Source organism: Gemmatimonadaceae bacterium (assembly GCA_019637355.1).
Classification (GTDB): domain Bacteria; phylum Gemmatimonadota; class Gemmatimonadetes; order Gemmatimonadales; family Gemmatimonadaceae; genus Pseudogemmatithrix.
In genome coordinates this window covers 319,569-343,562 of sequence record JAHBVT010000001.1, presented here as the reverse complement: position 1 = coordinate 343,562, position 23,994 = coordinate 319,569, and the positions used below count along the sequence as shown (strand labels likewise).

Below are 23,994 nucleotides of genomic sequence, written 5' to 3'. Positions count from 1 at the left end.
CTGGATTCTCGCCCCTAGGGCACTCCCCGTAGGCGACTCCCCTGACGCGCGCCGAGCGATTGGTGCATTCTATACCTATGCCTCAATCCCCCTCGCAAACGCGGCAGCCCGAGCCCTACGACGTCGTGATCGTCGGCTCCGGCGCCGGCGGCGGAATGGCCGCCTACGAACTCACCAAGGCCGGCGCCCGCGTCGCCCTCCTCGAAGCCGGTGGCCACTGGGACAATACCAGCTCCCAGTACTCGGCGATGCTCAAGATGCCCTACGACTCGCCGCGCCGCGGCGCGTCCACGCCGGACCGACCGTTCGGCGAGTGGGACGCCTGCATCGGCGGCTGGCAGATCCCGGGCGAGCCCTACACCAAGGCCGAGGGCACGCGCTTCGATTGGTGGCGCGCGCGGATGGTCGGCGGCCGCACGAACCACTGGGGCCGCATCTCGCTGCGCTTCGGGCCGGACGACTTCCGCCGCAAGTCCATTGACGGGATGGGCGACGACTGGCCCATCACCTACGAGGACGTCAAGCCCTGGTACGACGAGGTCGATCGCCTGATCGGCATCTTCGGCTCGGTCGAGGGCCTGCCGAACGAACCGGACGGCATCTTCCACCCCGCGCCGGCACCGCGCTACTACGAGCGCCGCGTCAAGGAAGCCTGCGACCGGATGGGCATCACCTGCATCCCGGCGCGGCTCTCGATCATCACCAAGCCGCACAACGGCCGCGCGCCCTGCCACTACTGCGGGCAGTGCAATCGCGGCTGTATGACCAACAGCAACTTCTCTTCGGGCAACGTGCTGATCTTCCCCGCCCTGCGCACGGGGCGGCTCACGCTGATCACCGACGCGATGGCACGCGAGGTCACCACGGGCGAGGACGGTCGCGCCACCGGCGTCAGCTACATCGACAAGACCACCGGCGAAGACAAGCACATCCGCGGCCGCATCGTCGTGCTCGCGGCGAGCGCGCTCGAGAGCGCGCGCATCCTGATGAACTCCAAGTCCTCGCGGCATCCGCAGGGCCTGGCCAATTCGAGCGGCGTACTCGGCAAGTACATCACCGACACCACCGGCACGGACGTCGCCGGATTCATCCCGTCGCTGGTGGACGTGCCGCGCCACAACGCCGACGGCGTGGGCGGCAACCACATTATGATGCCGTGGTGGCTGGACAACGCGAAGCTCGACTTCCCGCGCGGCTACCACATCGAGGTCTGGGGCGGGCTGGGAATGCCGACCTACGGCTTTATGGGCGGCATCGAGCGCTACCCCGAAGGCGGCGGCTACGGACCCGAGCTCAAGCAGCAATACCGCAAGTACTGGGGCGCGACGGTCGGCTTCTCCGGCCGCGGCGAGATGGTGGCCAACGACAAGACCTTCTGCGAGCTCGACCCCGTCGTCACCGACAAGTGGGGCATTCCGGTGCTGAGGTTTCACTGGGAGTGGCGCGACTCGGAGTACCTGCAGGTCAAGCATATGCAGGAGACCTTCCGCGCCTTGATCGCCGAGATGGGCGGCGAGGTCTGGAGCGCGATGCCGACGCGCGAGCAGGGCTACGGCATCGCCAACGGCGGCGCCATCATCCACGAACTCGGCGGCGTGCGGATGGGCAACAGCGAGCGCGACTCCGCGCTCAACCGCAACTGCCAGGCCTGGGACTGCGACAACCTGTTCCTTGCCGACGGTGGACCCTTCGTATCCCAAGCGGACAAGAATCCGACCTGGACCATTATGGCCCTGGCGATGCGCACCAGCGCCTACATCACCGAACAGCGCCGTGCGGGGAGGCTCTAGGATGAGCGACTTCAACCGTCGGGAAATGCTCGCCAGCGTGGCCGCCGGCGCCGCCGCGTTGGCCATCCCGCGCGAAGGACTCGAGGCCGCCGCCGCGCACGCGCACGACGCGGTCGCAGCCGAGCAGCAGCAACAGGGGCGGCAGTACGTCCCGCAGCAATTCACCGTCGACGAATACCGCCTCGTGCGGTTGCTCGTGGACTACGTGATCCCTCGCGACGGCCGTTCGGGCTCCGCGAGCGAGGCCGGCGTGCCGCAGTTTATGGACTTCATCCTCGGCGAGTACGCGAGCAACCGCACCTGGATGAAGGACGGCCTCGCGTGGGTGAACGCCGAGTGCCGGCGACGCTTCAACGCGGGCTTCATCTCCTGCACCGATGTCCAGCGCCGCGAGGTGCTCGACGCCATCGCCTACCCGCGGCGCGCCCGTGCGCAGGACCGGCCCGGCGTCGAGTTCTTCACGCGCTTCCGCAACCTGACGTCGAGCGGCTTCTGGACCAGCCGCATCGGCATCGCCGATCTCGGCTTCATCGGGAATCGGCCGGTGGCCGAATGGGTGGGGACGCCGCCGAACGTCGTCGCCTGGTTGGAGCGCAACCGCTGACGCGGCGCCGGCGAGCCCTAGACGCTCCCTGACGGGACTCCGTCAGGGTACCGCAGCCGATGCACGGCCAGCACCGCCACGCTAAGCGTCGCCACGCCCACGAACTGGTGCAGCGCCCCGAGCCACACCGGCACGGCCAGCAGCAGCGTCACGATCCCCACCTTCACCTGCAGCAACACGGCGGCCGCGACCAGCCGCGTCGCGCGCCGCGCGTCCCCGCGCAGCTGACGTTCCGCCACCAGGCCGAACACGAACGCCGCGGCCGTCGTGAAGTACGCCAGCATCCGGTGGTGGAACTGCGCCGCGATGGGATTCTCCACCGCGTTGTACCACCAGCTCGAGAACTGCGCGTAGCCCTGCGGGAACCAGCTCTCGCCCATCAGCGGCCAGGTGTTGTACACCTTGCCCCCGCGCAGGCCGGCCACGAAGGCACCGGTGACGATGGTGAACGCGATAAGCGTGGTGAGCCAGCGGGACGCGCGCTCCCAGCGCGGATCCGGGACGTCGATGGCCGGCCGCTCACGCAGGTCCGCCCAGGTCCAGAGCGCCACGACGAGGATTGCCAGCGCCAGCGTGAGGTGCATCGCCAGGCGCACGGCGCTCACCTCGGTGCGCTGGGCGAGCCCGCTCTGCACCATATACCAACCGAGGAAACCCTGAGCCAACGTCAGCACGGGCAGCCACGAGAGGCGCCAGAAGAGGTGCCGCGGCAATTGCTTCCGTACCCAGAACCAGAGGAACGGCACGGCGAACACCAGTCCCACACCGCGCGCCACGATCCGGTGGAACCACTCCCACCAGTAGATGAACTTGAACTCGCCCATCGTGATGCCGGCGTGCGTCGTCTGCGCCTGCGGAATCTGCCGGAACAGTTCGAGCTCACGTTCCCAGGCCGCGTCGTTCATCGGCGGGAGCACACCGCTCACCGGCTTCCACTCGGTGATCGAGAGTCCGCTCTCGGTCAGCCGCGTGATCCCGCCCACGCTCACGGCGAGAAACACCGCCGCGATGCTCACGAGCATCCAGCGGCGGAGCGCGACCTGCGGCACGGCGGGGGCGAGATCAGCGGTCATCGGGGGTGCCTTGACGATAGTCAGGAGGCCGCGTCGGTGCTATCTCTAATACTCGTCCACCTTCCCTCCTCCGTCTTCAGTCCTTGTCCAACTTATGAGCGCTCCCCTCGGCGTCGGCTTCATCGGCTCGGGCTTCAACACCCGCTTCCACATCCAAGGCTGGCAGGGCGTCCGCGATGCCGACGTGCTCGGCGTCTGGTCGCCCAACGGCAGCAACGCCGCCAGCGCAGCCAAGCTGGCCCGTGAGCTCGACGTCGGCCAGGCCAAGGCCTACAAGAGCATCACGGCGATGGTCGCCGACCCGCGCATCGATGCCCTCTGGCTCTGCGGCCCCAACCAAGCCCGCCTCGAGAACGTCGAAGAGATCGTCCACGCCATCAAGTCGGGCAAGGGCTCGCTCAAGGGCATTGCCTGCGAGAAGCCGCTGGCCCGCAACGTCGCCGAGGCCGAGGAGGTGCACCGCCTCGTGAAGAGCGTCGGCCTCAAGACGGGCTACCTCGAGAACCAGCTCTTCGCACCGCACGTCGAGGCAGGCAAGAAGCTGATTTGGGCCCGCGGCGCCGCCACCACCGGCCGCCCCTACCTCGCCCGCGCCGCCGAGGAGCACAGTGGCCCGCACGCGCCTTGGTTCTGGAACGGCGTGCTGCAAGGCGGCGGGGTGCTCAACGATATGATGTGCCACTCAGCGCTGGTCGTGCGCCACCTGCTCACCGAGCCAGGCAAGCCGCTCTCCAGCGTGAAGCCCGTGCGCGTCACCGGCCACATCGCCTCGCTCAAGTGGTCACGGCCTGCCTACGCCAAGAAGCTCCAGCGGGAGATGGGCCGCAGCATTGACTACAACAAGCGCCCCAGCGAGGACTACGCCAGCATCCTCATCGAGTTCAAGACCAGCGATGGTTACAAGGTCATCGGCGAAGCGTCCACGTCGTGGAGCTTCGTCGGCGCGGGCCTGCGCCTCTCGGCCGAGCTCCTCGGCCCCGAGTACTCGATGAAGTGGAATTCGTTGGATTCCGGCCTCAACCTCTTCTTCTCTCGCGAGGTCACCGGCCGCGCCGGCGAGGACTTGGTCGAGAAGCAGAACGCCGAACAGGGCGTGATGCCGGTGGTGCCCGAGGAGTACGCGGCCTACGGCTACACCGCCGAGGACCGCCACTTCGTGCGCGTCTTCCAGGGCAAGGAGAAGGCGATGCTGGACTTCGCCGATGGCGTGGAGGTCGTGAAGATGCTGATGACGGCGTATCGCTCGGCCGAGCAGGGCCAGACGCTGGCGTATCCCAACCGCGGCATCGACCGCTACGTCCCGAAGGTCGCTAAGGGGACGTGGAAGCCCTGATTCCCGCGATGACCTGAGCGTCGAACGCGCGGGCGTGCACACGGTGCACGCCCGTTTGCGTAAGCAGCTCGCGCACATTGTGCGGCCGTACACCGCCGCCCGCGAGAATCTCGATGCGCCCCGCCGCGCGCACCAGCAGACGCTGTAGCGTAGCCGCACCTTCCAGTGCGGTCGGCGCCTGCCCGCTCGTGAGCACTTCGTGCACACCCAGCGCGACGAGTTGCTCGAGTGACTCGTCTGCGCCGGGCGTGGCGTCGAAGGCGCGGTGGCAGACCACGCGCAACCCATCGCAGAGCGCGACGAGTTCTCCCATCCGTTCGGCATCGAGACGCCCGTCCTCGCGCAACACACCGAACACGACCCCACGCGCTCCGTGCTCCCGCAATCGCGGTAGCGCGCGCCGCATCGCCTCAAACTCGTCCGCAGAGTATACGAAGTCCCCCGCACGCGGTCGGACCATCGCGTGCACCGGCACAACTACCTCCCGCACCACGGCATCCAGCGTCGCAACCGAAGGCGTCACCCCACCCTCACCAGCCCCACAGAGCTCAATCCGATTCGCCCCCGCCGCTACAGCAGCCGAGGCCTGCGCCGATGTCTCGACGTAGGCCTCGATGAACGGACGTCGCAGTTCCACGTCTCTTCCGCCTTCAGTCTTCCGTCTTCCGTCTTGCTCTACAGCGCCCACCCCGCCCGATACACTGGATTCACCCACTCGCTCGGCGGCGTGACGTTGGTGATCGCGCCCGTGTCCGGGTTGATCTCCAGCACCTGTCCCATCCGCGCCGCGAGGCAGCCGACGAGGATCATCTCCGTCATCGGCGCCGCGTAGCCGGCGAAGCTCGAGCCCGGCTGCGTCCCGTTCTTGCAGGCCTCGATCCACTCCTGGTACACGCCGCCCGTGCGCGGATACTTCTGCGGCACGGGGTTCGCGCGCAGGTCCGCCCAGGCCTGGTCGTTCACGAGGCGCGGGTTCTCCGAGTACGTGCCCGCGACGATCATTCCCTTGCTGCCATACCAGAGTTGGCCGCCCGTGGCCGAGTAGGGCCAGTCGAGTGAATCGGGCCAACCCGCCGGCTTCGGCGGCAGGATGCCGCCGTCGCGCCACACCAGCGTCACCGCCTTGCGCGCGCCGATCGCCGGGAACTCATAGGTGATGCGCTCCGACGCCGGCGCCGTCTCGGCGAAGAGCTGCGTCGCCTCCGGCGTCACGCGCGAGGGATACTTGAGCCCCAGCACCCAGTACGCCGCGTCCATAATGTGGCAGGCCATATCGCCCATCGCGCCGGTACCGAAATCCCACCAGCCGCGCCAGTTGAAGGGCGCGTAGGCCGGGCTGTACGGCCGCTCGGCGGCGGGGCCGAGCCAGAGATTCCAGTCCATCGTCGGCGGCACGTTGTGCGCCTGCGTCGGCCGGTTCAGCGCCTGCGGCCAAATCGGGCGATTGGTCCAGTAGTCGATCTTCTCCACGTCGCCGATGACGCCGGCCTCCACCCACTCGCGGATGAGGCGGATGCCCTCCTGCGCGTGGCCCTGGTTGCCCATCTGCGTCGCCTGCCGCGGGCGCCGCGCGGCCTCGGCGGAGAGCGCGCGGCACTCGCCGATGAGGCGCGCCAGCGGCTTCTGGCAGTACACGTGCTTGCCCATCTTGAGCGCCATCATCGCGGCCACGGCGTGCGTGTGGTCCGGCGTCGAGACCGTCACCGCATCGATGTTGTTGCGCTCCTTCTCGAGCATCTCGCGGAAGTCCTTGTAGCGCTTGGCATTCGGGAACTCCCGGAAGGCGCGTTCGGCGGCCCGCCAGTCCACGTCGGCGAAGGCCACCAACTGCTCGCCGCTGACTCCGCGTACGTCAGAGTGACCCATCCCGCCCACACCGATGCAGGCGATGCGCAGCTTCTGGTTCGGCTGCGCGCTGCGTTCGCCTAGCGCCTGCAGCGGCCGCGGGATGGCGGCGAGTGCGCCGGCGGCGGCGAGGCCGCCCACGACGGTACGGCGGTCCACGGTTCGTTCACGAGACATCGTGATCCTCAGTTGGTGGCGGGAGACTTGGACGGACTCTTGAAGCGCAGGAGGAACAACACGGCGACGGCCAGGGCCATATACGCCGGAATCGGCCAGATCTTGGACCAGTCGTGCAGCGTCACGCCACCGACGTCGTCGATGGTCGCGTAGCGGTTCACGACCCAGCCCGAGATCATCGCGCCCACGAAGTAGCCGAGGCCGTTAGTGACGAAGTTGAAGAAGCCCTGCGCCGCGCCGCGGATGCTCTCGCCGGCGCGCTGGTCGGTGTAGATCTGGCCAGCCACGAAGAAGAAGTCGTAGCACACGCCGTGCAGCAGGATGCCGACGTACACCATCCACATCCCCGGGCCAGCGTCGCCACCGGCGAAGGCGAAGTAGCGCGCCGCCCACGCCAGCATCCCCACCATCAGCACCGTCTTGATGCCGAAGCGCATCAGGAACACCGGCAGCGCGATGAGGAAGAAGATCTCGCTCATCTGCCCGAAGGTCTGGATGAAGGCCGGGTCCGGCGCGCCGATCTCGTTCAGGTAGAGGTTCGTGAAGGTGTAGTAGAACTGCAGCGGCACGCAGAGCAGGAAGCTCGCGAGCACGAACACGAAAAAGTCGTGGTGTCGCAGCAGCTTGAGGGCGTCGAGCCCGAAGGCGTCGCGGGCGCTGAAGGCGCGGCCCGCCCCCTTGGGCGGCGTGGCCGGCAGCGCGAAGGAGAACAGGCCCAGCGCGAGGCTCGCGCCGGCGGCCAGCTGCATCGGCAGGGCCATCGCGTCGGCCTTCAGCACCTTGCCCACCACGATGCCCGCGGCGATCCAACCGATGGTGCCGAGCACACGGATGGCCGGGAACTCCTTGGCCGGATCCTTGATGTGGTGGAAGGCCACTGCATTCGACAGCGACAGCGTGGGCATATAGCAGACCGCGTACACGATCAGCACCGGATAGAACGTGCTGAAGTCCGCCTGCTGCGCGACGAACCACATCAACGCCCCGCCGGCCAGGTGCAGCACGCCGAGCAGCTTCTCCGAATTCACGAAGCGGTCGGCGACCATTCCCATAAAGAACGGCGAGATCAACGCCGCGATGGCCGTCGCGCCGTAGGCCAAGCCGATCTGCTGGTCGCTGAAGCGCAGCGTCTGGCCGAGGTAGGTGCCCATCGTCACGAACCAGCTGCCCCAGACGAAGTACTGGAGGAACATCATCACCGCGAGACGGGACTTGATCACGGGGCCAGCTCCCGCACGCGCATCCGGCGGAACGATACTACGTCGCCGTGGTCCTGCAGCCCGATGTGCCCGCGCCGCGCCTTTCCGTAGGACGGCCAGGCGTTGAACTTCGAGTCCGCGACGAGCCGCTGCCACTCCGGCGAGCCAGCGACGTACTCGAGCAGCTTGACGCCATTCAGCCAGTGCTCGACGGTATCGCCGCGCGCGACGACGCGAGCCGCGTTCCACTCACCCACCGGCCGCGTCACGTCGCGGACGGGCGCGTGCAGTGCATAGTTGGCGCCGGCGCTGGTGGCCGGGGTGCTGCCGTCCCGGTGGCCGCCGTTGTCGAGGATCTGCATCTCCGGAGCGTTCTCGTAGATCACCCGCGTGTCTTCCGTGGCCCAGTAGAAGATGCCGCTGTTGCCGCGCGGCCCGACCTTCCATTCGACCTCAAGCTCGAAGCGGGAGAACTGCTGCCGCGTGATGATGTCCGTCCCGCGGCGGCGCGTGAGCTCCTTGGTGGCGTCGTCGAACTCCCAGCCCTCGGGGAGTGTCTCGCTGCGGTACCCGCGCCAGGCATCGGCGCGCTGGAGGTCGATCCACACGCCCGGTTGCGCGGCGGAGGCACTGGCAAGCTCGCCGGCGCTTCGGACAGGGGCGCAGGCCGCGAGCAGCACGGCCAGCACCACGAGCGACGAACGTGAGGCCGCAGCCAGGCTGCGACTGAAAGCGGGGGGAAGCATCACGCGTCAGGGGCTGGAGGGGAAACCACGCACGAACCCACGCGGGGAAGATGCGCCCTAAGAGCCCGAGTCGGAAGCGCAAAGGATGCGAGGCCGCAAGCGAGGCCGCCAACGCAGAAGGCGGGCGAATCCCCAAGGATCCACCCGCCGTCAAGCATTCGTCTTCCGTCATCCGTCCTCAGTTGCCCCTCCAGGTTTCGAACCTGGAACCTCCTGATCCAGAGTCAGGCGCTCTGCCAGTTGAGCTAAGGGGCAGTACTCTCCGCGTGCTTCCGCAGAGACACGAAACCTAAGCGGGCGGGCCCCCCTGAGCAACCCCGCCGAGAACGGCGCAAGTCGCTGCGCGGCAGCAACTTGCAGCGCGAGGTGCCGTGTGTCGGCCCGCCGTTCCGCCATTCGTGGCGTCCGGCAGCAGCACGCCCTGCACTCAGCCCTTCTTCACTTCCTTCGCCCACGAGTCGCGCAGGCCCACAATCCGGTTGAACACGAGCTTCTCCCGCGTGGAATCCTCGGGCTCGGAGTAGAAGTAGCCCACGCGCTCAAACTGGTAGCGGCTGCCGATCGCGTCCTTCGCCACCGTCGGCTCCACCTTCGCGTCGGGAATCACCACCAGCGAGTCGGGATTCAGCGCGCTGATGAAGTCCTGGCCCTCGGGCACGTCGTCCGGATCGGGCAGCGAGAACAGGCGATCATAGAGCCGCACCTCGCAGCTCAGCGCGTGCGCCGCCGACACCCACTGGATCGTGCCCTTCACCTTCCGATCGCTGTTGGCGCCGCCGCTCTTGGTCTCGGCATCATAGCTGCAGCGCAACTCCACGATGTTGCCGGCGGCGTCCTTCACGACCTCTTCGCACTTGATGATGTAGCCGAAGCGCAGCCGCACCTCGTTCCCCGGCGAGAGCCGGAAGAACTTCTTTGGCGGATTCTCCATAAAGTCGTCGGCGTCGATGAACAGCTCGCGCGAGAACGGGATCTGCCGCGTGCCGGTCTTGGGCACGTCGTGCGGATAGTTCTGCGCTTCGAGCATCTCCGTCTGGCCCTCGGGATAGTTCGTGAGGACCACCTTGAGCGGCTTGAGCACGGCCAGCACGCGCGGCACTTCCATATTCAGATCGTTGCGCACCGCGTGCTCGAAGATTGCGATCTCCACGCGCGCATCCTTCCGCGCCACGCCGATCGTCTCGGCGAAGTCGCGGATCGCCTCCGGCCGCACGCCACGTCGCCGCAGCCCGGCGATCGTCGGCATCCGCGGATCGTCCCAACCGGTGACGTGGCCGTCGTTCACGAGGCGCAGCAGCTTGCGCTTGCTGAGCACTGTGTAGTCCAGCTCCAGGCGCGCGAACTCGATCTGCGTCGGCGGGTTCTCGAAGCCCGCCTCACGCACCAGCCAGTCGTAGATCTCGCGGTTGTCCTTGAACTCCAGCGTGCACAGCGAACGCGTGATGCCCTCGATCGCGTCGCTCAGGCCGTGCGCGAAGTCGTAGAACGGGAAGATCTTCCAGTCCGTGCCGCGACGGTAATGGTGCGCGTCGCGGCGGATCCGCAGCAGCAGCGGATCGCGCATAATCATATTCGGGTGCGCCATATCGATCTTGGCGCGCAGCACCTTGGAGCCATCGGGGAACTCGCCGGCCTTCATCCCGCGCAGCAGCGTGAGGTTCTCGTCCACGCTGCGCTCGCGCCACGGCGAGGGCGTGCCGGCCGACGTCACCGTGCCGCGGTTCGTCCGAATCTCCTCTTCGGTCTGGTCGTCCACGTAGGCCTTGCCCTTCGTGACCAGCAATTCGGCGATCTCGTACAGCCGCTCGAAGTAATCCGAGGCGTAGAACTCGTTCGTCCACTGGAAGCCCAGCCACTGCACGTCGCGCTTGATCGACTCCACGTAGCGCACGTCTTCCGTGAGCGGGTTGGTGTCGTCGAAGCGCAGGTTGCAGCTGCCGCCGTATTCCTTGGCGATGCCGAAGTTGAGACAGATGGACTTCGCGTGCCCCATATGCAGGAAGCCGTTCGGCTCCGGGGGGAAGCGCGTCGCGGGCGCACGGCCGAAACGGCCGGTGGCCACGTCCTCGGCGACGAGTTCGCGGATGAAATCCAGGGATCGGGTAGGAGCGGAATCGGTCACGAGGCGGGAGACTGAAGACGCAGGGAATCTAACCGACTGGCCTGCGTCTGAGGTCACTCGCCCACGCTGCTTCCCTCACTCCGGGTACCGGCTCAGGCCGTAGCCAACGCGCGGATGGCGAGCGGGGCCTTGGGGTGGACGTCGCCAAGGAAGAAAGCCACGGGGACTACCTCGTGCGTGGAGGGGCGTGGCGAATAGAGGGCGGACGGCTCGCCCCGGGAGGCGCGGCGACGGTTCGTCCCGCGCGCGGCGCCTTCCGTCCCCGCCGCCGTGCGCACCGTGCCACGCGGGCAGGCCATCCCGGCCGATCCGCCGTAGATTCGCCAGATGATTGTGCGCGTCCTGATCGCCGACGACGAACCTCTGGCCCGCGAGCGGCTCCGCGAGCTGCTGCGCGAGCGTGCGCCCGACGCCGACGTCCGCGAGGTCGGCGACGGCGAGGCCGCCGTGGCCGCTATCCGCGACTGGTCGCCCGAAGCGGTGTTCCTCGACATCCAGATGCCTCGCGGCGACGGGTTTGCCGTCGTCGAGCGGGTGGGCGCCGCGACGATGCCGCCCACCTGCTTTGTCACGGCCTACGACGCCCACGCGCTGAAGGCCTTTGAGATCGCCGCCGTGGACTACGTGCTCAAGCCCTTCGATGACGCGCGGTTCGCCGCGGCCTGGGCTCGGCTGGAGCAGCTGCACGCGGCGCGGAGTCTCGCCGGTGAAGCCCAGCGACTGGGCACCCTGCTCGCGGCCGTGGGCGGCGGCCTTCCCACGGGGGAGGCCGCCGCTGCGCCCGGCACCGCGCGCGCAGCAAGCGAGGCCGGCCACGCCGCGGCGTCACGATACGCCGAGCGCCTCGTGGTGCGCAGCGGCGAGCGCAGCTATCCGGTGCAGGTACACGAGATCCGCTGGATGCAGAGCGATGGCAACTATGTGGACCTGTTCACGGCGAGCGGGCGGCACACGGTCCGCGAGACGCTGCAGGATCTGGAGCGCCGGCTCGACCCTTCGCGCTTCGTGCGCGTGCACCGCCGCGTCATCGTCGCCATCGACGAGATCAAGGAGCTGCAGCCGTGGTTTGCCGGCGACCAGGTGCTGATCCTGCGCGACGGTACCAAGCTGCGCATCTCGCGGACGCGCCGAGAGGCCGTCCTCGCCCGGCTGGAAGGACGCGGGTGACCGGCTCGCGACGCCTGCGCGTCGCCATCGTCGCGGTGTGGGTCGTGCCGGCGCTGGTCGCGACGCTGGGCCTGCGCCTCGTACCCTCGCGCCTCAATCCGGACCTCGGGCTCGGCGCAATCCTCACGGCGCAACTGCTCATCTGGCTGCCGTGGAGCCTGTGGTCCGCCCTCATCGCCGCGCTCGGCGAGCGGCTGCCGTTCGAGCGTGGGGGAATCATCCGGTCGCTGGCCGCGCACGCGCTGCTCGGCGTCTTCGTCGTGCTCGCGCAGATCGCCGTCATCTGGACGGTGACGGTCGCGTTCGGGATGAACGAGCCCCGCGGTCTCGATTCGATGCTCGTCATCGGCATCCGGCAGTACGGCGACCTCCTGCTGGTGATCTACGGCGCCGTCGTCGGCACCTTCGCCGGCCTCCGCTGGCAGCGCCAGTGGCAGCTGGAGGCGCTCCAGGCGGCGCAGCTCCGCGAGGATGTGGCCCGCGCGAGTCTGCAGGCTCTGCGCGCACAGCTCAACCCGCACTTCCTGTTCAACGCGCTCAATGCCGTCGTCACGCTCATCGGGCGCGACCCGGCGCTTGCGCGCGACGTGCTAGTTCGGCTTGCCGATCTCCTGCGCGCCACGCTTACCGCCGGCGAAGCGCAGGAGAGCACGCTGGATCAGGAACTCGACTTGACGCGCCGCTACCTGGAGATTGAGCAGTTGCGTTTCGCCGATCGGTTGCGCGTCGACTGGGTCGTCGACGACGGCATCGGCGACTGGCGTGTGCCTGCCTTCGCCCTGCAGCCGCTCGTGGAGAACGCGCTGCGGCACGGACTGGCCCGGCGGCGCGCGCCGGGTACGGTCGAGATTGTCGCGCGTCGCGACGGCGAGCGGCTGGAACTGCGCGTCGGCAATGACGGACCCGATGACGCCGGGGAGGCACCCGCGACGCGCGGCGGGGCTGGCATCGCCCTCGACAACCTGCGGGCACGCTGCGCCCGTCTGTACGGGGACGCCGCGACGCTCGAACTTCGCCCACGCGCCGACCACGGGATGGACGCGATCCTGCGTCTGCCGCGGCGCGTCGCTTAAGGCGCGAGCGGCACGGAGCGCAGCACCACCGGCGGTAACGCGCGCTCGGGCGCGCGACGCGCGCCCTCCTCGGTCCAGAACGGCCAGGCGCTCGAGGCGACATAGATGAATCGATCGCCGAGCACCGCGCCCACGGTCATCTCGCCTTCCAGCGCCTCCGGCGCATCCAGCACGTCGGCACCGACGATGACCCGGCCGTCCTCGGCGAGGCGCACCCGAAGCACGCGGTTCGGCGTCGCGCCGTTCTGGATCGCGAGCAGCGCCCCGCCGTGGAGCCGCAGTCCGTCCACTCCCCGGAGCGTGCGACCGTCGGCCGCCGCCACGGGCGTCACGGAATCGGTGCCCAGATCCCAGCGCATCAGCCCGCGCGACCAATCCGCGACGTAGGCCGCACCTCCGTCGGGTTGCACCGCGATGCCCTGCGGCGACCGCAACGCCGCGCTCCGGACGACCTCGATCGCAGACGCGCCCGCCCGCAACCGGTACAGCACCCCGTGCACGCCATCGCTCACGAGTACCGTACCGTCCGGCGCGAGGGCAATCTCGCCCGGGACACCCTGGCCGTCGCCGAGCCGCCATCGGCGACGAATGGCGCCGTCTGGGTACGAGAGCTCCAGCAGTTCGGCGGTGACCGCGTCATCACCAGCCCGAGGCGCCATATGCGGCAGCCGCGCCGTGCTGAGCCAGAGCGTCGCGCGATCGGTGTCGAGCACCGCGCCCAGCACCGCACCCACGCCCGGCGCCGGAATGCCACCGAGAAGCCACCGTACCGCGTCGGTCGGCGGAACGACCAGCACGTTGCGGTGCCGAATGCTCGTCACGAGGAGAGTGCCGTCGCGGGAATCGACCGCGAGTCCCTCCGCAAAGAACATCGTGTCGGGGTGCACGACGCGGACGGAGTCGGTGGCGCGCAGCACCTCAGCACCCTGCCCTGGCCGCGCTGGCGTGCGGTCCAAGGCCACGCGTGCGGCCGCTTGCAGGCGCCGCACACGCAGGCTGTCGGAACTCCCTCCGGGGATTTCCGGGGCCAGGGACTCCGGCGCGATGCCCAGCATCCGCTCGAGCAGCACCAGCGCGGCGAGGTAGGTGCCTTCGCGACTGGCGTGCATTCCGTCCGTGGCGTAGGGATTCAGCGGAGGCTCGGCGTCGAGGGCGGCCGTGAACGCGTCACCTGCCGGCGCCAGGATGCCTTCGACCACGTGCGCCGCCGTCGCGTAGCTGAGCAGTGCCGCCTCGGCGTCGAAACGGCGCGAAAGCATCGGCCAGATCTGGTAGAGCACGGGCTCCGCGCCCGCTGCGCGCGCCATCGGGGCGAACACCCGCGTCCAAGCCTGCAGATGCAGTTGCGACTCGGGCAGCGCTGACGTCCCCTGCTGCAGCACCACCCAGCGCCACGACGAACCCTCGAGCGCCTGATGGACGACGCCTCGGTAGTAGTGATCATCGAGCGCGTAATTGGGCTCCGCGATGCTCGCGACGCGCAGCGCCGTGTCTCCCAGGCTGCGGGCGAGCGTGCGGACCATCGCCGGCAGATTATTCGTGTACGTGTGTGAGTTGCCGACGAACAGGATGTTGTGCGTACCGGGCAGCCGCGGGACTCTCTGATCCGCAGTGAGGATCCCGAGACAACCGCCGAGCACCGGAAGGCTGGCCGTCAGCGCGAACGCGAGGATGGGTCGCATACGCGGAGTCTGCGACGCAGATTCCGCTGAGTCGCGTGCCGCGGGATGGACTGCACATCCCGCGTGACCGACGGATTGCCTCACCCTCACACCCGTGCCGCAGGCCCCGAGCCACCGTGACTGACGCTCTTCGCTATCCCATCGGCCCTTGGCGGCCGCCCGCCGGCCCCGTGACGCCTGAGTGGCGTGCGAACCACATCCGCGACATCGCCGCACTGCCGGCCCAGATGCACGCGGCCGTGGCGGGGCTCAGCGACGCGCAGCTCGACACTCCCTACCGCCCTGGTGGCTGGACCGTCCGGCAGCTGGTGCATCACGTGGCCGACTCGCACGCCAATGGCTACGTGCGCCAGAAGCTGGCGCTCACCGAGGCGAACCCGACCATCAAGCCGTACGACGAGGCGCGCTGGGCCGAGCTGCCTGACGCCACGCTGCCCATCGGTGTATCGCTCCGACTGCTTGACGCAATCCACGAGCGCTGGGCGGCGCTGCTCCTGGCGCTACCCGCCGAGCGGTTTGCCGCGTCGTACCTGCACCCCGATGCCGGCCCGCAAACGCTCGACAGCTCGCTCAGCAACTACAGCTGGCACGGGCGGCATCACGTGGCGCATATCACGGAACTTCGGAAGCGCGAGGGATGGTAGCCGCCGGCGCTGCCGGCGGCGCGTAGGGGACGCGTCCGAGAAAGAGTAGCCCGTCCTCGTCGCTGCGTGCGACGTAGACGCGTCCGACCCCGAATCCGACAAGCCGGTAGCCTGGCGCCAACTGCACGCGATCGATGCGCACACCGGCGGTATCGAAGACGTCGTACACCGTCGGCGCGCCGTGCGGCATCTGCCGGCCCACCCAGAGCCGACCATCCCGGTCGACGTACACGCGGCGCACGTCAAACGCCGGCTTGTGCGTCGCCGACGGCACGCTGGGCGCGAGGCTGCGCAGGTCGACATCGCGCGTGGTCCCGTCGGGAAGCGTCTCCGTGATGCGCGGCAACGCCGCGCCCTGCATCGCCTCCCGCGACGCGAGCTCGGCGGAATCGCGGTCGGCTGCCGTCACCGGCAGCAACGCCGTCGCCAGCACCGGGCCGCGCTGGATACGCCCCGCGGCCTCGCGCCATTCCACGCCGTAGGGGTCCGCGCGCACGACTGCGACGCTGCCGTCCTCCGCGACCGCGAAGCCGTCGGACGGCGAGAATCGCTGCAGCGTGGTGATCGATGCACCCAGCGCGTTGATCGTCGTCATCTCGGGATTCCGTAGCCACGCCACGGTGTCCGTGCGCGCACCGCGTCGCCGGAGCAGCACCGCGGAGTCCTGCGGGGCCCCACGGGCGCCGGGACGCGCGCGCTCGTACTCCTGGCCCCGACCGTCCACGCGGTGCGGATCCCCGCCGGCGCGCATCGAGACGCCAAGGGTCGGCGGCGCGGCGAACGGCAGCGTGCGCCGCGCGTCGCCGCGCGACGACAGCACGAGGTAGCGGCGCTGCAGCGCATCGAGTAGCCAGACTTCGCCATTGCGCTGGCGGTAGAGCCCGCCGGCACTCAGGTACTCGCGGGGACCCCGCCCGTGGGAGGCGACCTCGCGCAGCGACGCGTCGTCAAACGAGAAGAGGCGCAGCATTCCCTCCCGCGCATCGCTGACGAGCACGCGCCCGTCGGGGAGCTCGGCAAGCCCCGCAACGCTGCTCACGCCGTCGGGATGCTCGTCCGCGACGGCCGGCAATGGCCGCGGCGGTGGTTCCTGCGCCCGCGCCGGGTCAGCCGCAAACAGTCGAATCGCCCACGCGGCAATCGTCAGGGCCATAGGCACGGGAGCACGCATCGCGACACCTCGTTAGGTCAGTAGCGATGGCGCTGCAGGAAGATCAGGTCATCGTCGTCACTGACGGTGGTCCAGAGAAATTGCTCGCCGACGGACACCAGCGTCCAGCCTCGCGCGAGCCGCACCTGCCGAGTGACAGCACCCGTGCCGTCGAGGATGTCATACAGGCTCCCCTCGGCGCCGGCCGGTTCCGTCCGGCGCACCCAGACCTCGCCGTTGCCGCGCGCGAAGACGCTCCCCGCGCCGGACCGGAATGGCGGCTTCGTCTCCGGCCAGTCATCGAGCCCCGGCACCGGGAAGTTCAGGCCGGGGCCGGCGCTGGCGCGAGGCGGACTGCCCGACGCCGCATCGGGCATCTGCACCATCACGGCGCCGCCGAGTGCGCGTGCAAGCCGCGCCTGCTCCTCGCGCTTATCGGCGTCCGTCACGCGGATGCGCGTGAACGGGATGGGAGTCCCGCGCCTCAGCACCCCGTCGGCCGACACCCAGTCGAGGCGGTACGGTTCGGCACGCACCACGGCGACCCGACCATCGGGGAACACGACCCACTCGTCGCGGGGTTGCAGGGGATTCGCGCCACCGACCAGCGGGCGCGCACCCGATCCGCCAGCTGACGAGGCCGGTGCCCGGGGCAGTTGCACGTACGCCAGGGTATCGTGTCGGTGGGATCGAGGGTCGTAGCGCACGATGGCCGCGGAATCCGCAGCGCGAGGGCCGCCGGGCCCGATCTCGATGCCTGCGGCCTCGCTGTAGATTCGGCCCTGCGCATCGATCGCACGTGGGCTCGCCAGCGACGCGAACTCTGCGCCGGGACCGCCCTGGGGGAACTGCATCCGGAAGCTGTGCGACGGCGCACCGTCCGGCGCGATGACGAGATAGCGCTGGTTCATCGGGTCGAAGACATACGTCGAGTCCGCAGGCGCCGCGAGCAGGCGCAGGGGGAGCCGGTACTCCCGCGGACCGCTGCCCTCGCGTGCCACCCGCCGGACGGTGCCCGTTCGGGGATCGGCAACGAAAATCAGTCGGTCGCGGACATCCGCGATCACCACGCGGCCATCCTGCAACTCACGCAGCGAGCCGCTCGTGATCGAGGTGAACGACTCCGCGAGCCGCAGCTCGGCGTTTGGCAACGTCGCGATGGATTGGGCGATTCCATCGACAGCGGATGCTGCCGCGAGAATGCCGGCGAGAAGCGAGTGACGGACGATGGACACAGGACCTCCGGTTCAGGAATCGACGGGCGCGCAGCACACGCGAGCACGTCAGGATCGCGACGGCTACCTCGTGCGACGCGTGATCTCGTACGTCCCGTCGGTCGCGCCGGCCACGAAGATCATCAGGTCGTAGCCGAAGACGGTGTCGTAGAACTGCTGCCGTGCCTGTTCCGGGATCTCGTCGCGCAGACGGCCCGCGTGCGCGTACGCGCGGAGCGGACGGAGGTCCACCACCATCCAGCCGGAATCAGGCACGAGCGGCGCCCAAGGCATCCCGAAGAGACTCTTCTCCAACAGCGCGCGCTCCGGATACGCGACGAGGCTCACGGTCAGGGCTTCGTGCCCGTTGGCGATGGCGAGTTCGTGCATCAGCGTCCCGAGCGTGAAGACGCCACCCGGGCCCCGCCCACGGCGGATGTGCCAGCCGCCGTACTTGAGCAAGACCTTGGGTTCGCGGCGATCGACGGCCTCGGCGAGACGATACTCCGCGAGAAAACGCCGCTTCATATAGTCCTCGCGTGTCCAGTTGCTGGCCAACCCCGTGGGCTCGCCGTCCACGGCGCGAGCGTACAGCGCGTAGATCGAGTCGGACATCAGCAGCGTCGCGAGCAGGAACTCCGCTCGCGATCCCGGACGGGGCGCGACCGCCGTGCGCAGCCGCTCGAGATCGCTGCGCTTGCCGCGGTCGCGCTGCATAAAGTAGCCGTCGCCGGGCGCGCCATCGCCGCCCTCGGAGGCCCGCGCGGACGCCCGCAGGGACACCAGGAGGCGCGCGGCCTCGGGAGTCGTCGCGTACGGACGCAGCGCGTCGAGGTAGTGCGTCGCCCCCGGCGCCTGCTCGGCCCCCCACAGCGGGCGATGCCCGGCGCGACTCTGCGCCGCAATGTCCGCGAGCATCGTCAGCTCTTGGTCGGTGGCGAACGTGAAGCCATACGGATAGCGGCGACCCAGCGCGCGTACAGAGTCGCGGCCGCCGCGCGCGGCATCCGCACTCAGCCATTCGAGCATCAGCGGGTCCTGCTCGGTCGCGAAGTACTCGAATCCGTGCTGCGTGTTGAGCAGGCGAAACAGCGCCGTCGTCACGAGCGGCACCTCGCGGATGTTGTGGTCTTCGCCGAGGGCGACGAACTGCGCGCGTGCCGAGACCTCGCGGAGGAACAGCGCCCCGGGGCCGTCCAACTCCCCGGCGTCGCTCAGGTGCAGCGCGTGACTGTGCTCGCGCACGAGTCGCGCGAGCGTGCCGTCCGTCGGCGCCACGCTCCGCCGAACGGCGGCATCCTGTGCCTGCGCCGCGACCGGAACTGCGAAGACCACGCTCGCGACGAGCGCCAGTGCCTTGAAGCCGTGTGAAGTCGTCGGTGTGCGATGCATGCAAGAGAGTCACCTTGGCGACCCCAGCACGGCGCCGGCACGGTGACGAACCGCTCCTGCGGCGTGACGAATTGAAGACGTCTGACGGCTCATCACTTCGCAGTGACGCGGACCTCGCGGAAGCTGTATCACACGGTGTAGCCTGCAACCGTCACACGACACTCCACCATGATTCTGGAGCACCCTGATGTTCATCCGTTCACCGAGAGCCCTGCGCCCACTTCTCGCGGCCGCCGTGCTGACCGTCTCGATGGGCTGCGACGGCGCAACGGCCGTCACGCAGCCGTCGATGCTTGAGTTCCGCCTCACGCCGCAACAGGTGACCGTAAAGGCCGGCGAGGAGTTTGACGTACGGGCCATCAATGTCGGCCAGCACCGATACGAGCTCACCGGGTGCATCGTCCGTGCCGACCTCAAGTTGTTTCCGGACAACGTGGCCACCAATCCTGATACGGCCTTCGAGATCGGTACGGAGGCCGTGTGGGACCTCGGCTGCGGCGCGCGGGCCATCGAAGTTCCGGAGTTCGCCGAGGTGGCGTTTCGCCTGCGGGCACCGGAGGGCCTCGCCCCAGGCGTCTATCGGATGATGCTGCCGGCAACGCTTCACACGGAGCTGTGGACAATCGTCGGACGGACCTATGTCGTGATCGAAATCAGCGAGTGACGCCAACGCAAAACGGCGCGGACCAATGGTCCGCGCCGTTGTCGTTTCAGCTGGTCCCGCAGGGTGCCACGCTCGCCGTCATTGGAACTCTACGTCCTACCGAGCGGCGGCGGGCTTACGTCCTGCATTGGGAACCAGCGTTACATCCAGTGGAGCTGAGGGGGATCGAACCCCTGACCTCTGCAGTGCGATTGCAGCGCTCTCCCAGCTGAGCTACAGCCCCAGAACGCGCACCGGTCAGGCCCTCGTCGTCCGTACCTACCCCTGACGACCCTACCAAGTTCCCGGTCACGCATACGGCCTCGCCCGATGGGACTGGAGCGAGGCCGCCGATGCTTCAAACCTAGTGGCCACGGGAACCCGGCGCCACCCCCTGCCATTGGACGCTGGTGACCGCTCCGCACCGCCTCGAATCCGAATACGTACGCGGCCAACTGGCCCTCCGCCGCCGCGACGCCAACGCCGTGCCTGCCCGCCCGGACGGCGAATACGTGCTCTACTGGATGCAGTCCACGCATCGCTTCGAGGACAACTGGGCCCTGCGCTACGCCGTCCTCCAGGCCGACGCCCTCGGCAGGCCCCTGCTCGTGCACCAAGGCCTGGATCCCACCTACGAGCACGCCAACGACCGCATACACACGGTCATCCTGGAGAACGCCAAGGCCCTGCACCGACGCGCCGCAGCGCTCGGGCTGCGCTACCAGTTCGTACTGCGCCGCCGCCGCGACGACGATCGCCGCAGCGTGGACCACCTCGCCGCGCGCGCCGCGCTGGTCGTCACCGATCTCTTTCCCACCGCCGGCGTCGCGGAGCGCACGCAGCGCTTCGCGGCGCGCTGCCCGGTGCGCGTGGTGGAAGTGGAGTCGCATTGCATCGTGCCCTTCGGGGCCTTCGTGAAGGAAGAGTACGCCGCACGGACCATCCGCCCGAAGATCGCCAAGGTCCTCGACCACGCCCTCGAGCGCGTGGAGGACCGCGGCCCGCGCGCGTGCTTCCCCGACGCCCTCTGGACGTCGCTGGATGTAGACCGCCTAGCGCTCGACACGCTCGACCTGCCAGCCACGGTGGCCAGTTGCGAGATTGACCACGATGTGCCGCCGGTACCCTTCGCGAGCGGACTGGACGGCGCCCGCGCGCGACTCGCTGCCTTTTGCGGCGACGCCTTGGCCGACTACGCCGAGCGCCGCAACGAGCCCTCCGACACCAACGGCAGCTCGCGGCTCTCTCCCTACCTGCACTTCGGACAGATCTCCGCCGCCGAGGTGCTGCGCACGGTGCGCGCGGCGGGCCACAAGGCGTCCGCCGAAAAGTTCGCCGACGAGCTGGTCACCTGGCGCGAGCTCGCGTTCAATTTCTGCGTCCGAAATCCCGAGTATGGCAAGCTGAAGGGCCTGCCCGACTGGGTGCACCGCTCGATGGCGAAGCACAAGGACGACCCGCGCGAGGCCATCTACACGCTGGCGCAGCTCGAGCGCGCCGAGAGCCACGACGAACTCTGGAACGCCGCGCAGCGCGAGCTCGTGCGCACCGGCTTTATGCACAACGTCACGCGGATGCTCTGGGGTAAGTCGGTGCTGCTGTGGACGGCGCGCTACAAGCACGCGCTGGAACACCTCATCCTGCTCAACAACAAGTACGGACTCGACGGCCGCGACCCCTCGAGCTACGGCGGCATCCAGTGGTGCTTCGGCAAGTTCGACCGGCCGTGGTTCGACAAGCCGGTGTTCGGGGTGATCCGGCCGATGTCACTGGAGCGGGCGCGAAAGAAGTTCGACGCCGAGGCCTACATCCGGATGTTCCCCGCCTGAGGCTGCGCGGCTGCAGGTAACTTTCGGGATGCCCGCGAGCATCCTGCCGAGCGCCGAGGAAGTCCGAGCCGCGTACGCGCGCATCGCGCCGCACGTGCTGCGCACGCCGCTGCTGCGCGACGCCGCGCTCTCGGCGCAGCTTGGCGGCGACGTGTGGCTCAAGATGGAATGTGCCCAGCACGGAGGATCGTTCAAGCTGCGGGGCGCACTGTACGCGCTGTTCGCGCTCCCGGACGAAGCGCGCCGCGCCGGCGTCGTCGCGTCCTCGGCGGGCAACCACGGCATCGGCATCGCGATGGCCGCGCAGCAGCTCGGCGTGCCGGCGACGATATTCGTCCCACGCTCGGTGCCCGCCGTGAAGCGCGAGAAGATCGCGGCGTACGGATCACGCATCGACGACTCACAGCCGAGCTACGACGCGGCCGAGGATGCCGCCAAGTCCTTCGCCCGCGCACAGGGCGCGACCTTCGTGAGCCCGTGCACGGGGCGCGCACTGCTCGCCGGGGCGGGCACCGTGGCGCTCGAGGTGTTCGAGCAACTGCCGAGCACCGCGACGTTCATCGTATGCGTCGGGGGTGGTGGGTTGGTGGGCGGCATCGGCGGTTTCGTGCGCTCGGCCGCGCCGCAGGTGCGCGTGCTCGGCGCGCAGTCCATCCGCACGAATGCGATGACCCTCGCGCTGGCGGCCGGCCACGCCGTGGACGTGCCCGACCTGCCCACCTTGGCCGACGGCCTGGCCGGCCGCGTGGACCACGAGATGTATCGGCAGGGCAAGGCCGCGCTCGACGCCATCGCCACGGTCGAGGAGGCCGACATCGCCGACGCGATTCGCTACCTGCACCGGGCGCACGGCGTCGTGGTCGAAGGCTCGGGCGCGGTCGGCGTGGCCGCGCTGCGCAGCGGTGCACTGCGGCCGGAGGCATTCCCGGCCGTGGTGACCATCAGCGGGGGCAACATCGAGCCGGCGACCCTCGCGGCCTTAGATTTGACCTGATGCATCTCACCTTCCTCGGCACCTCCGCCTCCCGTCCCACGGTTGAACGTGGCGTGTCCTCCCTCGCGCTCGTGCGCGAGGGCGAGACGCTGATGTTCGATTGCGGCGAGGGCACGCAGCGCCAGATGATGCGCTACGGCGTGGGCTTCACGCTCGAGGACATCTTCTTCACGCACTTCCACACCGACCACTTCCTCGGGGTGCTCGGCCTGATGAAGACGCTGGCACTGCAGCTCCGCGAGGCGCCGCTGCGCATCTGGGGCCCGAAGGGGGCGCAGGCGCTGTTCAAGCGCGCCGAAGGACTGGGCAACGAGAAGCTGACGTTCCCGCTCACCGTGACCGACCTCGAGTCGGGCGCGGTAGTGCGCCGCAAGGACTACGAGATCCGCGCCTTCGAGGTGGAGCATCGCAAGGGCGCCGCGCTCGGCTTCGCCCTCGTGGAGGACATCCGCCGCGGCCGCTTCGACCCCGAGCACGCCCGCGCGATGGGCATTCCCGAGGGCCCGCTCTGGGGCCGCATCCACAAGGGCGAGTCGATCACGCTCGCGGACGGCCGCGTCGTCACGCCGACGGAGCTCGTCGGCCCCGAGCGCCCGGGCCGCCGCGTGGTCATCACCGGCGACACGCGCCCCTGCGCCGCGACGATCGAAGCCAGCATCGACGCCGACCTGCTCGTGCACGAGGCGACCTTCGGCGACGAAGACCAGGCGCGCGCCGCCGAGACGATGCACTCGACGGCGCGCGAAGCGGCGACCGTCGCCAAGATGGCCGGCGTGAAGCGCCTCGCGCTCACGCACTTCTCGGCGCGTTATTCGCGCGATCCCAGCGACCTCGGGCGCGAGGCTCGCGAGGTGTTTAGTGGCGAAGTGATTCTCGCCAAGGACGGGATGGAGCTGGCCGTCCCCTACGCCGATCAGATCGGCTGACGGCCTGCGAATCCCGCGTCGCGCGCGTGCCAGTGCGCGACGCGGGGCTCGCCGCGCATCCAGCACCAGTACACCGGCTCGCCCTCGCGCTCGCCGGGAAAGTCGATCAGCCCCTGCTCCATTCCCTTGCACTCCACGCCGAGCTCGGTGAGTTCGGTCAGGAAGCCCTCGATCTCGGCAGCCGCCTGCTGAACGCCGCGCGCAAGCAACTCGGCTTCCGGATCCGCAGACGTCGCGGTGCTGCGCAGCGAGGCCAGCTCGTAGCGCTCCACCAGCTCCTGCCAGCGGCGATACGCGTTGACGAGATCGTCGGCGATGCGGCGCACCAGCGGGAGCGCGCGGTTGGCGCGCTCGGGCGTCCAGAGGGCTTGGTCGGTGGCGGTCACGGGGG

22 protein-coding genes and 2 tRNA genes are annotated in these 23,994 nt (G+C 69.0%); 10 read left to right on the top strand and 14 right to left on the bottom strand.

Going from position 1 to position 23,994, the window contains the following annotated elements:
- Positions 1-77 precede the first annotated feature (77 nt).
- Both KF689_01480 and KF689_01475 read left to right on the top strand, forming a co-directional pair.
- Complete coding sequence (locus KF689_01480) at positions 78-1,790, top strand: GMC family oxidoreductase (GenBank protein ID MBX3132040.1); 1,713 nt, start codon at positions 78-80, stop codon at positions 1,788-1,790.
- Position 1,791: 1 nt separating this feature from the next.
- The gene (locus KF689_01475; protein MBX3132039.1) at positions 1,792-2,394 is read left to right on the top strand and encodes a gluconate 2-dehydrogenase subunit 3 family protein; all 603 of its coding nucleotides are present in this window, start codon (positions 1,792-1,794) and stop codon (positions 2,392-2,394) included.
- A 17-nt stretch (positions 2,395-2,411) separates the two neighbouring features.
- On the opposite strand, the gene KF689_01470 is transcribed toward KF689_01475, so the two are convergent.
- Positions 2,412-3,467, bottom strand: coding sequence for a COX15/CtaA family protein (locus KF689_01470; protein MBX3132038.1), 1,056 nt, complete (start codon positions 3,465-3,467; stop codon positions 2,412-2,414).
- Between the two features lie 94 nt (positions 3,468-3,561).
- Between KF689_01470 and KF689_01465 the strand changes: the two genes are divergently transcribed.
- Positions 3,562-4,800 (top strand): Gfo/Idh/MocA family oxidoreductase, encoded by a 1,239-nt coding sequence (locus KF689_01465; GenBank protein MBX3132037.1) that lies wholly within the window; start codon positions 3,562-3,564, stop codon positions 4,798-4,800.
- On the opposite strand, the gene KF689_01460 is transcribed toward KF689_01465, so the two are convergent.
- The 7 genes from KF689_01460 to KF689_01430 form a co-directional block, all read right to left on the bottom strand.
- Complete coding sequence (locus KF689_01460) at positions 4,778-5,437, bottom strand: copper homeostasis protein CutC (GenBank protein ID MBX3132036.1); 660 nt, start codon at positions 5,435-5,437, stop codon at positions 4,778-4,780. The two genes, KF689_01465 and KF689_01460, sit on opposite strands and share 23 nt — an antisense overlap.
- Before the next feature lie 38 nt (positions 5,438-5,475).
- A complete protein-coding gene (locus KF689_01455) occupies positions 5,476-6,822 on the bottom strand; it encodes a Gfo/Idh/MocA family oxidoreductase (GenBank protein ID MBX3132035.1) in 1,347 nt (448 codons plus the stop codon).
- Positions 6,823-6,830: 8 nt separating this feature from the next.
- On the bottom strand, positions 6,831-8,018 hold the full coding sequence (locus tag KF689_01450; GenBank protein MBX3132034.1) for a nucleoside permease: 1,188 nt from the start codon (positions 8,016-8,018) through the stop codon (positions 6,831-6,833).
- 20 nt (positions 8,019-8,038) lie between these two features.
- Entirely contained in the window at positions 8,039-8,767 is a 729-nt protein-coding gene (locus tag KF689_01445; GenBank protein ID MBX3132033.1) for a DUF1080 domain-containing protein, read from the bottom strand.
- A 182-nt stretch (positions 8,768-8,949) separates the two neighbouring features.
- A tRNA-Gln gene (locus KF689_01440) sits at positions 8,950-9,022 on the bottom strand.
- A gap of 172 nt (positions 9,023-9,194) precedes the next feature.
- Positions 9,195-10,946, bottom strand: coding sequence for a glutamine--tRNA ligase/YqeY domain fusion protein (locus KF689_01435; GenBank protein ID MBX3132032.1), 1,752 nt, complete (start codon positions 10,944-10,946; stop codon positions 9,195-9,197).
- A 35-nt stretch (positions 10,947-10,981) separates the two neighbouring features.
- A complete protein-coding gene (locus KF689_01430; protein MBX3132031.1) occupies positions 10,982-11,188 on the bottom strand; it encodes a hypothetical protein in 207 nt (68 codons plus the stop codon).
- Positions 11,189-11,216: 28 nt separating this feature from the next.
- Here KF689_01430 and KF689_01425 point away from each other — a divergent pair, with 28 nt between their 5' ends.
- Both KF689_01425 and KF689_01420 read left to right on the top strand, forming a co-directional pair.
- Positions 11,217-12,056, top strand: coding sequence for a response regulator transcription factor (locus KF689_01425; GenBank protein MBX3132030.1), 840 nt, complete (start codon positions 11,217-11,219; stop codon positions 12,054-12,056).
- Positions 12,053-13,129, top strand: coding sequence for a histidine kinase (locus tag KF689_01420; GenBank protein MBX3132029.1), 1,077 nt, complete (start codon positions 12,053-12,055; stop codon positions 13,127-13,129). Before KF689_01425 ends, KF689_01420 begins: the two co-directional genes overlap by 4 nt.
- Here KF689_01420 and KF689_01415 read toward each other — a convergent pair.
- A complete protein-coding gene (locus KF689_01415; protein MBX3132028.1) occupies positions 13,126-14,811 on the bottom strand; it encodes a hypothetical protein in 1,686 nt (561 codons plus the stop codon). The genes KF689_01420 and KF689_01415 overlap by 4 nt on opposite strands.
- Positions 14,812-14,885: 74 nt before the next feature.
- On the opposite strand from KF689_01415, the gene KF689_01410 reads away from it, so the two are divergent.
- The gene (locus KF689_01410; protein MBX3132027.1) at positions 14,886-15,455 is read left to right on the top strand and encodes a putative metal-dependent hydrolase; all 570 of its coding nucleotides are present in this window, start codon (positions 14,886-14,888) and stop codon (positions 15,453-15,455) included.
- Here KF689_01410 and KF689_01405 read toward each other — a convergent pair.
- The 3 genes from KF689_01405 to KF689_01395 all read right to left on the bottom strand — a co-directional run bounded on the left by KF689_01405 (position 15,424) and on the right by KF689_01395 (position 19,211).
- Entirely contained in the window at positions 15,424-16,608 is a 1,185-nt protein-coding gene (locus KF689_01405; GenBank protein ID MBX3132026.1) for a hypothetical protein, read from the bottom strand. The two genes, KF689_01410 and KF689_01405, sit on opposite strands and share 32 nt — an antisense overlap.
- 35 nt (positions 16,609-16,643) lie before the next feature.
- Entirely contained in the window at positions 16,644-17,840 is a 1,197-nt protein-coding gene (locus KF689_01400; protein MBX3132025.1) for a hypothetical protein, read from the bottom strand.
- A gap of 63 nt (positions 17,841-17,903) precedes the next feature.
- Positions 17,904-19,211 (bottom strand): hypothetical protein, encoded by a 1,308-nt coding sequence (locus KF689_01395; protein ID MBX3132024.1) that lies wholly within the window; start codon positions 19,209-19,211, stop codon positions 17,904-17,906.
- Between the two features lie 187 nt (positions 19,212-19,398).
- Here KF689_01395 and KF689_01390 point away from each other — a divergent pair, with 187 nt between their 5' ends.
- Positions 19,399-19,875, top strand: a complete 477-nt coding sequence (locus KF689_01390; GenBank protein MBX3132023.1) for a hypothetical protein — start codon at positions 19,399-19,401, stop codon at positions 19,873-19,875.
- Between the two features lie 150 nt (positions 19,876-20,025).
- On the opposite strand, the gene KF689_01385 is transcribed toward KF689_01390, so the two are convergent.
- Positions 20,026-20,098, bottom strand: a tRNA-Ala gene (locus tag KF689_01385).
- A gap of 166 nt (positions 20,099-20,264) precedes the next feature.
- Here KF689_01385 and KF689_01380 point away from each other — a divergent pair.
- Genes KF689_01380 through rnz form a run of 3 tightly spaced genes read left to right on the top strand, consistent with a single transcriptional unit; the run spans position 20,265 to position 23,603 of the window.
- Positions 20,265-21,683, top strand: coding sequence for a deoxyribodipyrimidine photo-lyase (locus KF689_01380; protein ID MBX3132022.1), 1,419 nt, complete (start codon positions 20,265-20,267; stop codon positions 21,681-21,683).
- 28 nt (positions 21,684-21,711) lie between these two features.
- Positions 21,712-22,677, top strand: coding sequence for a pyridoxal-phosphate dependent enzyme (locus KF689_01375; GenBank protein ID MBX3132021.1), 966 nt, complete (start codon positions 21,712-21,714; stop codon positions 22,675-22,677).
- Positions 22,677-23,603, top strand: coding sequence for a ribonuclease Z (gene rnz / locus KF689_01370; GenBank protein ID MBX3132020.1), 927 nt, complete (start codon positions 22,677-22,679; stop codon positions 23,601-23,603). Before KF689_01375 ends, rnz begins: the two co-directional genes overlap by 1 nt.
- On the opposite strand, the gene KF689_01365 is transcribed toward rnz, so the two are convergent.
- Positions 23,591-23,989 carry a DUF2203 domain-containing protein gene (locus tag KF689_01365; GenBank protein ID MBX3132019.1) on the bottom strand — a complete coding sequence of 133 codons (399 nt, stop codon included), beginning with the start codon at positions 23,987-23,989 and terminating at the stop codon, positions 23,591-23,593. The genes rnz and KF689_01365 overlap by 13 nt on opposite strands.
- Positions 23,990-23,994 lie beyond the last annotated feature (5 nt).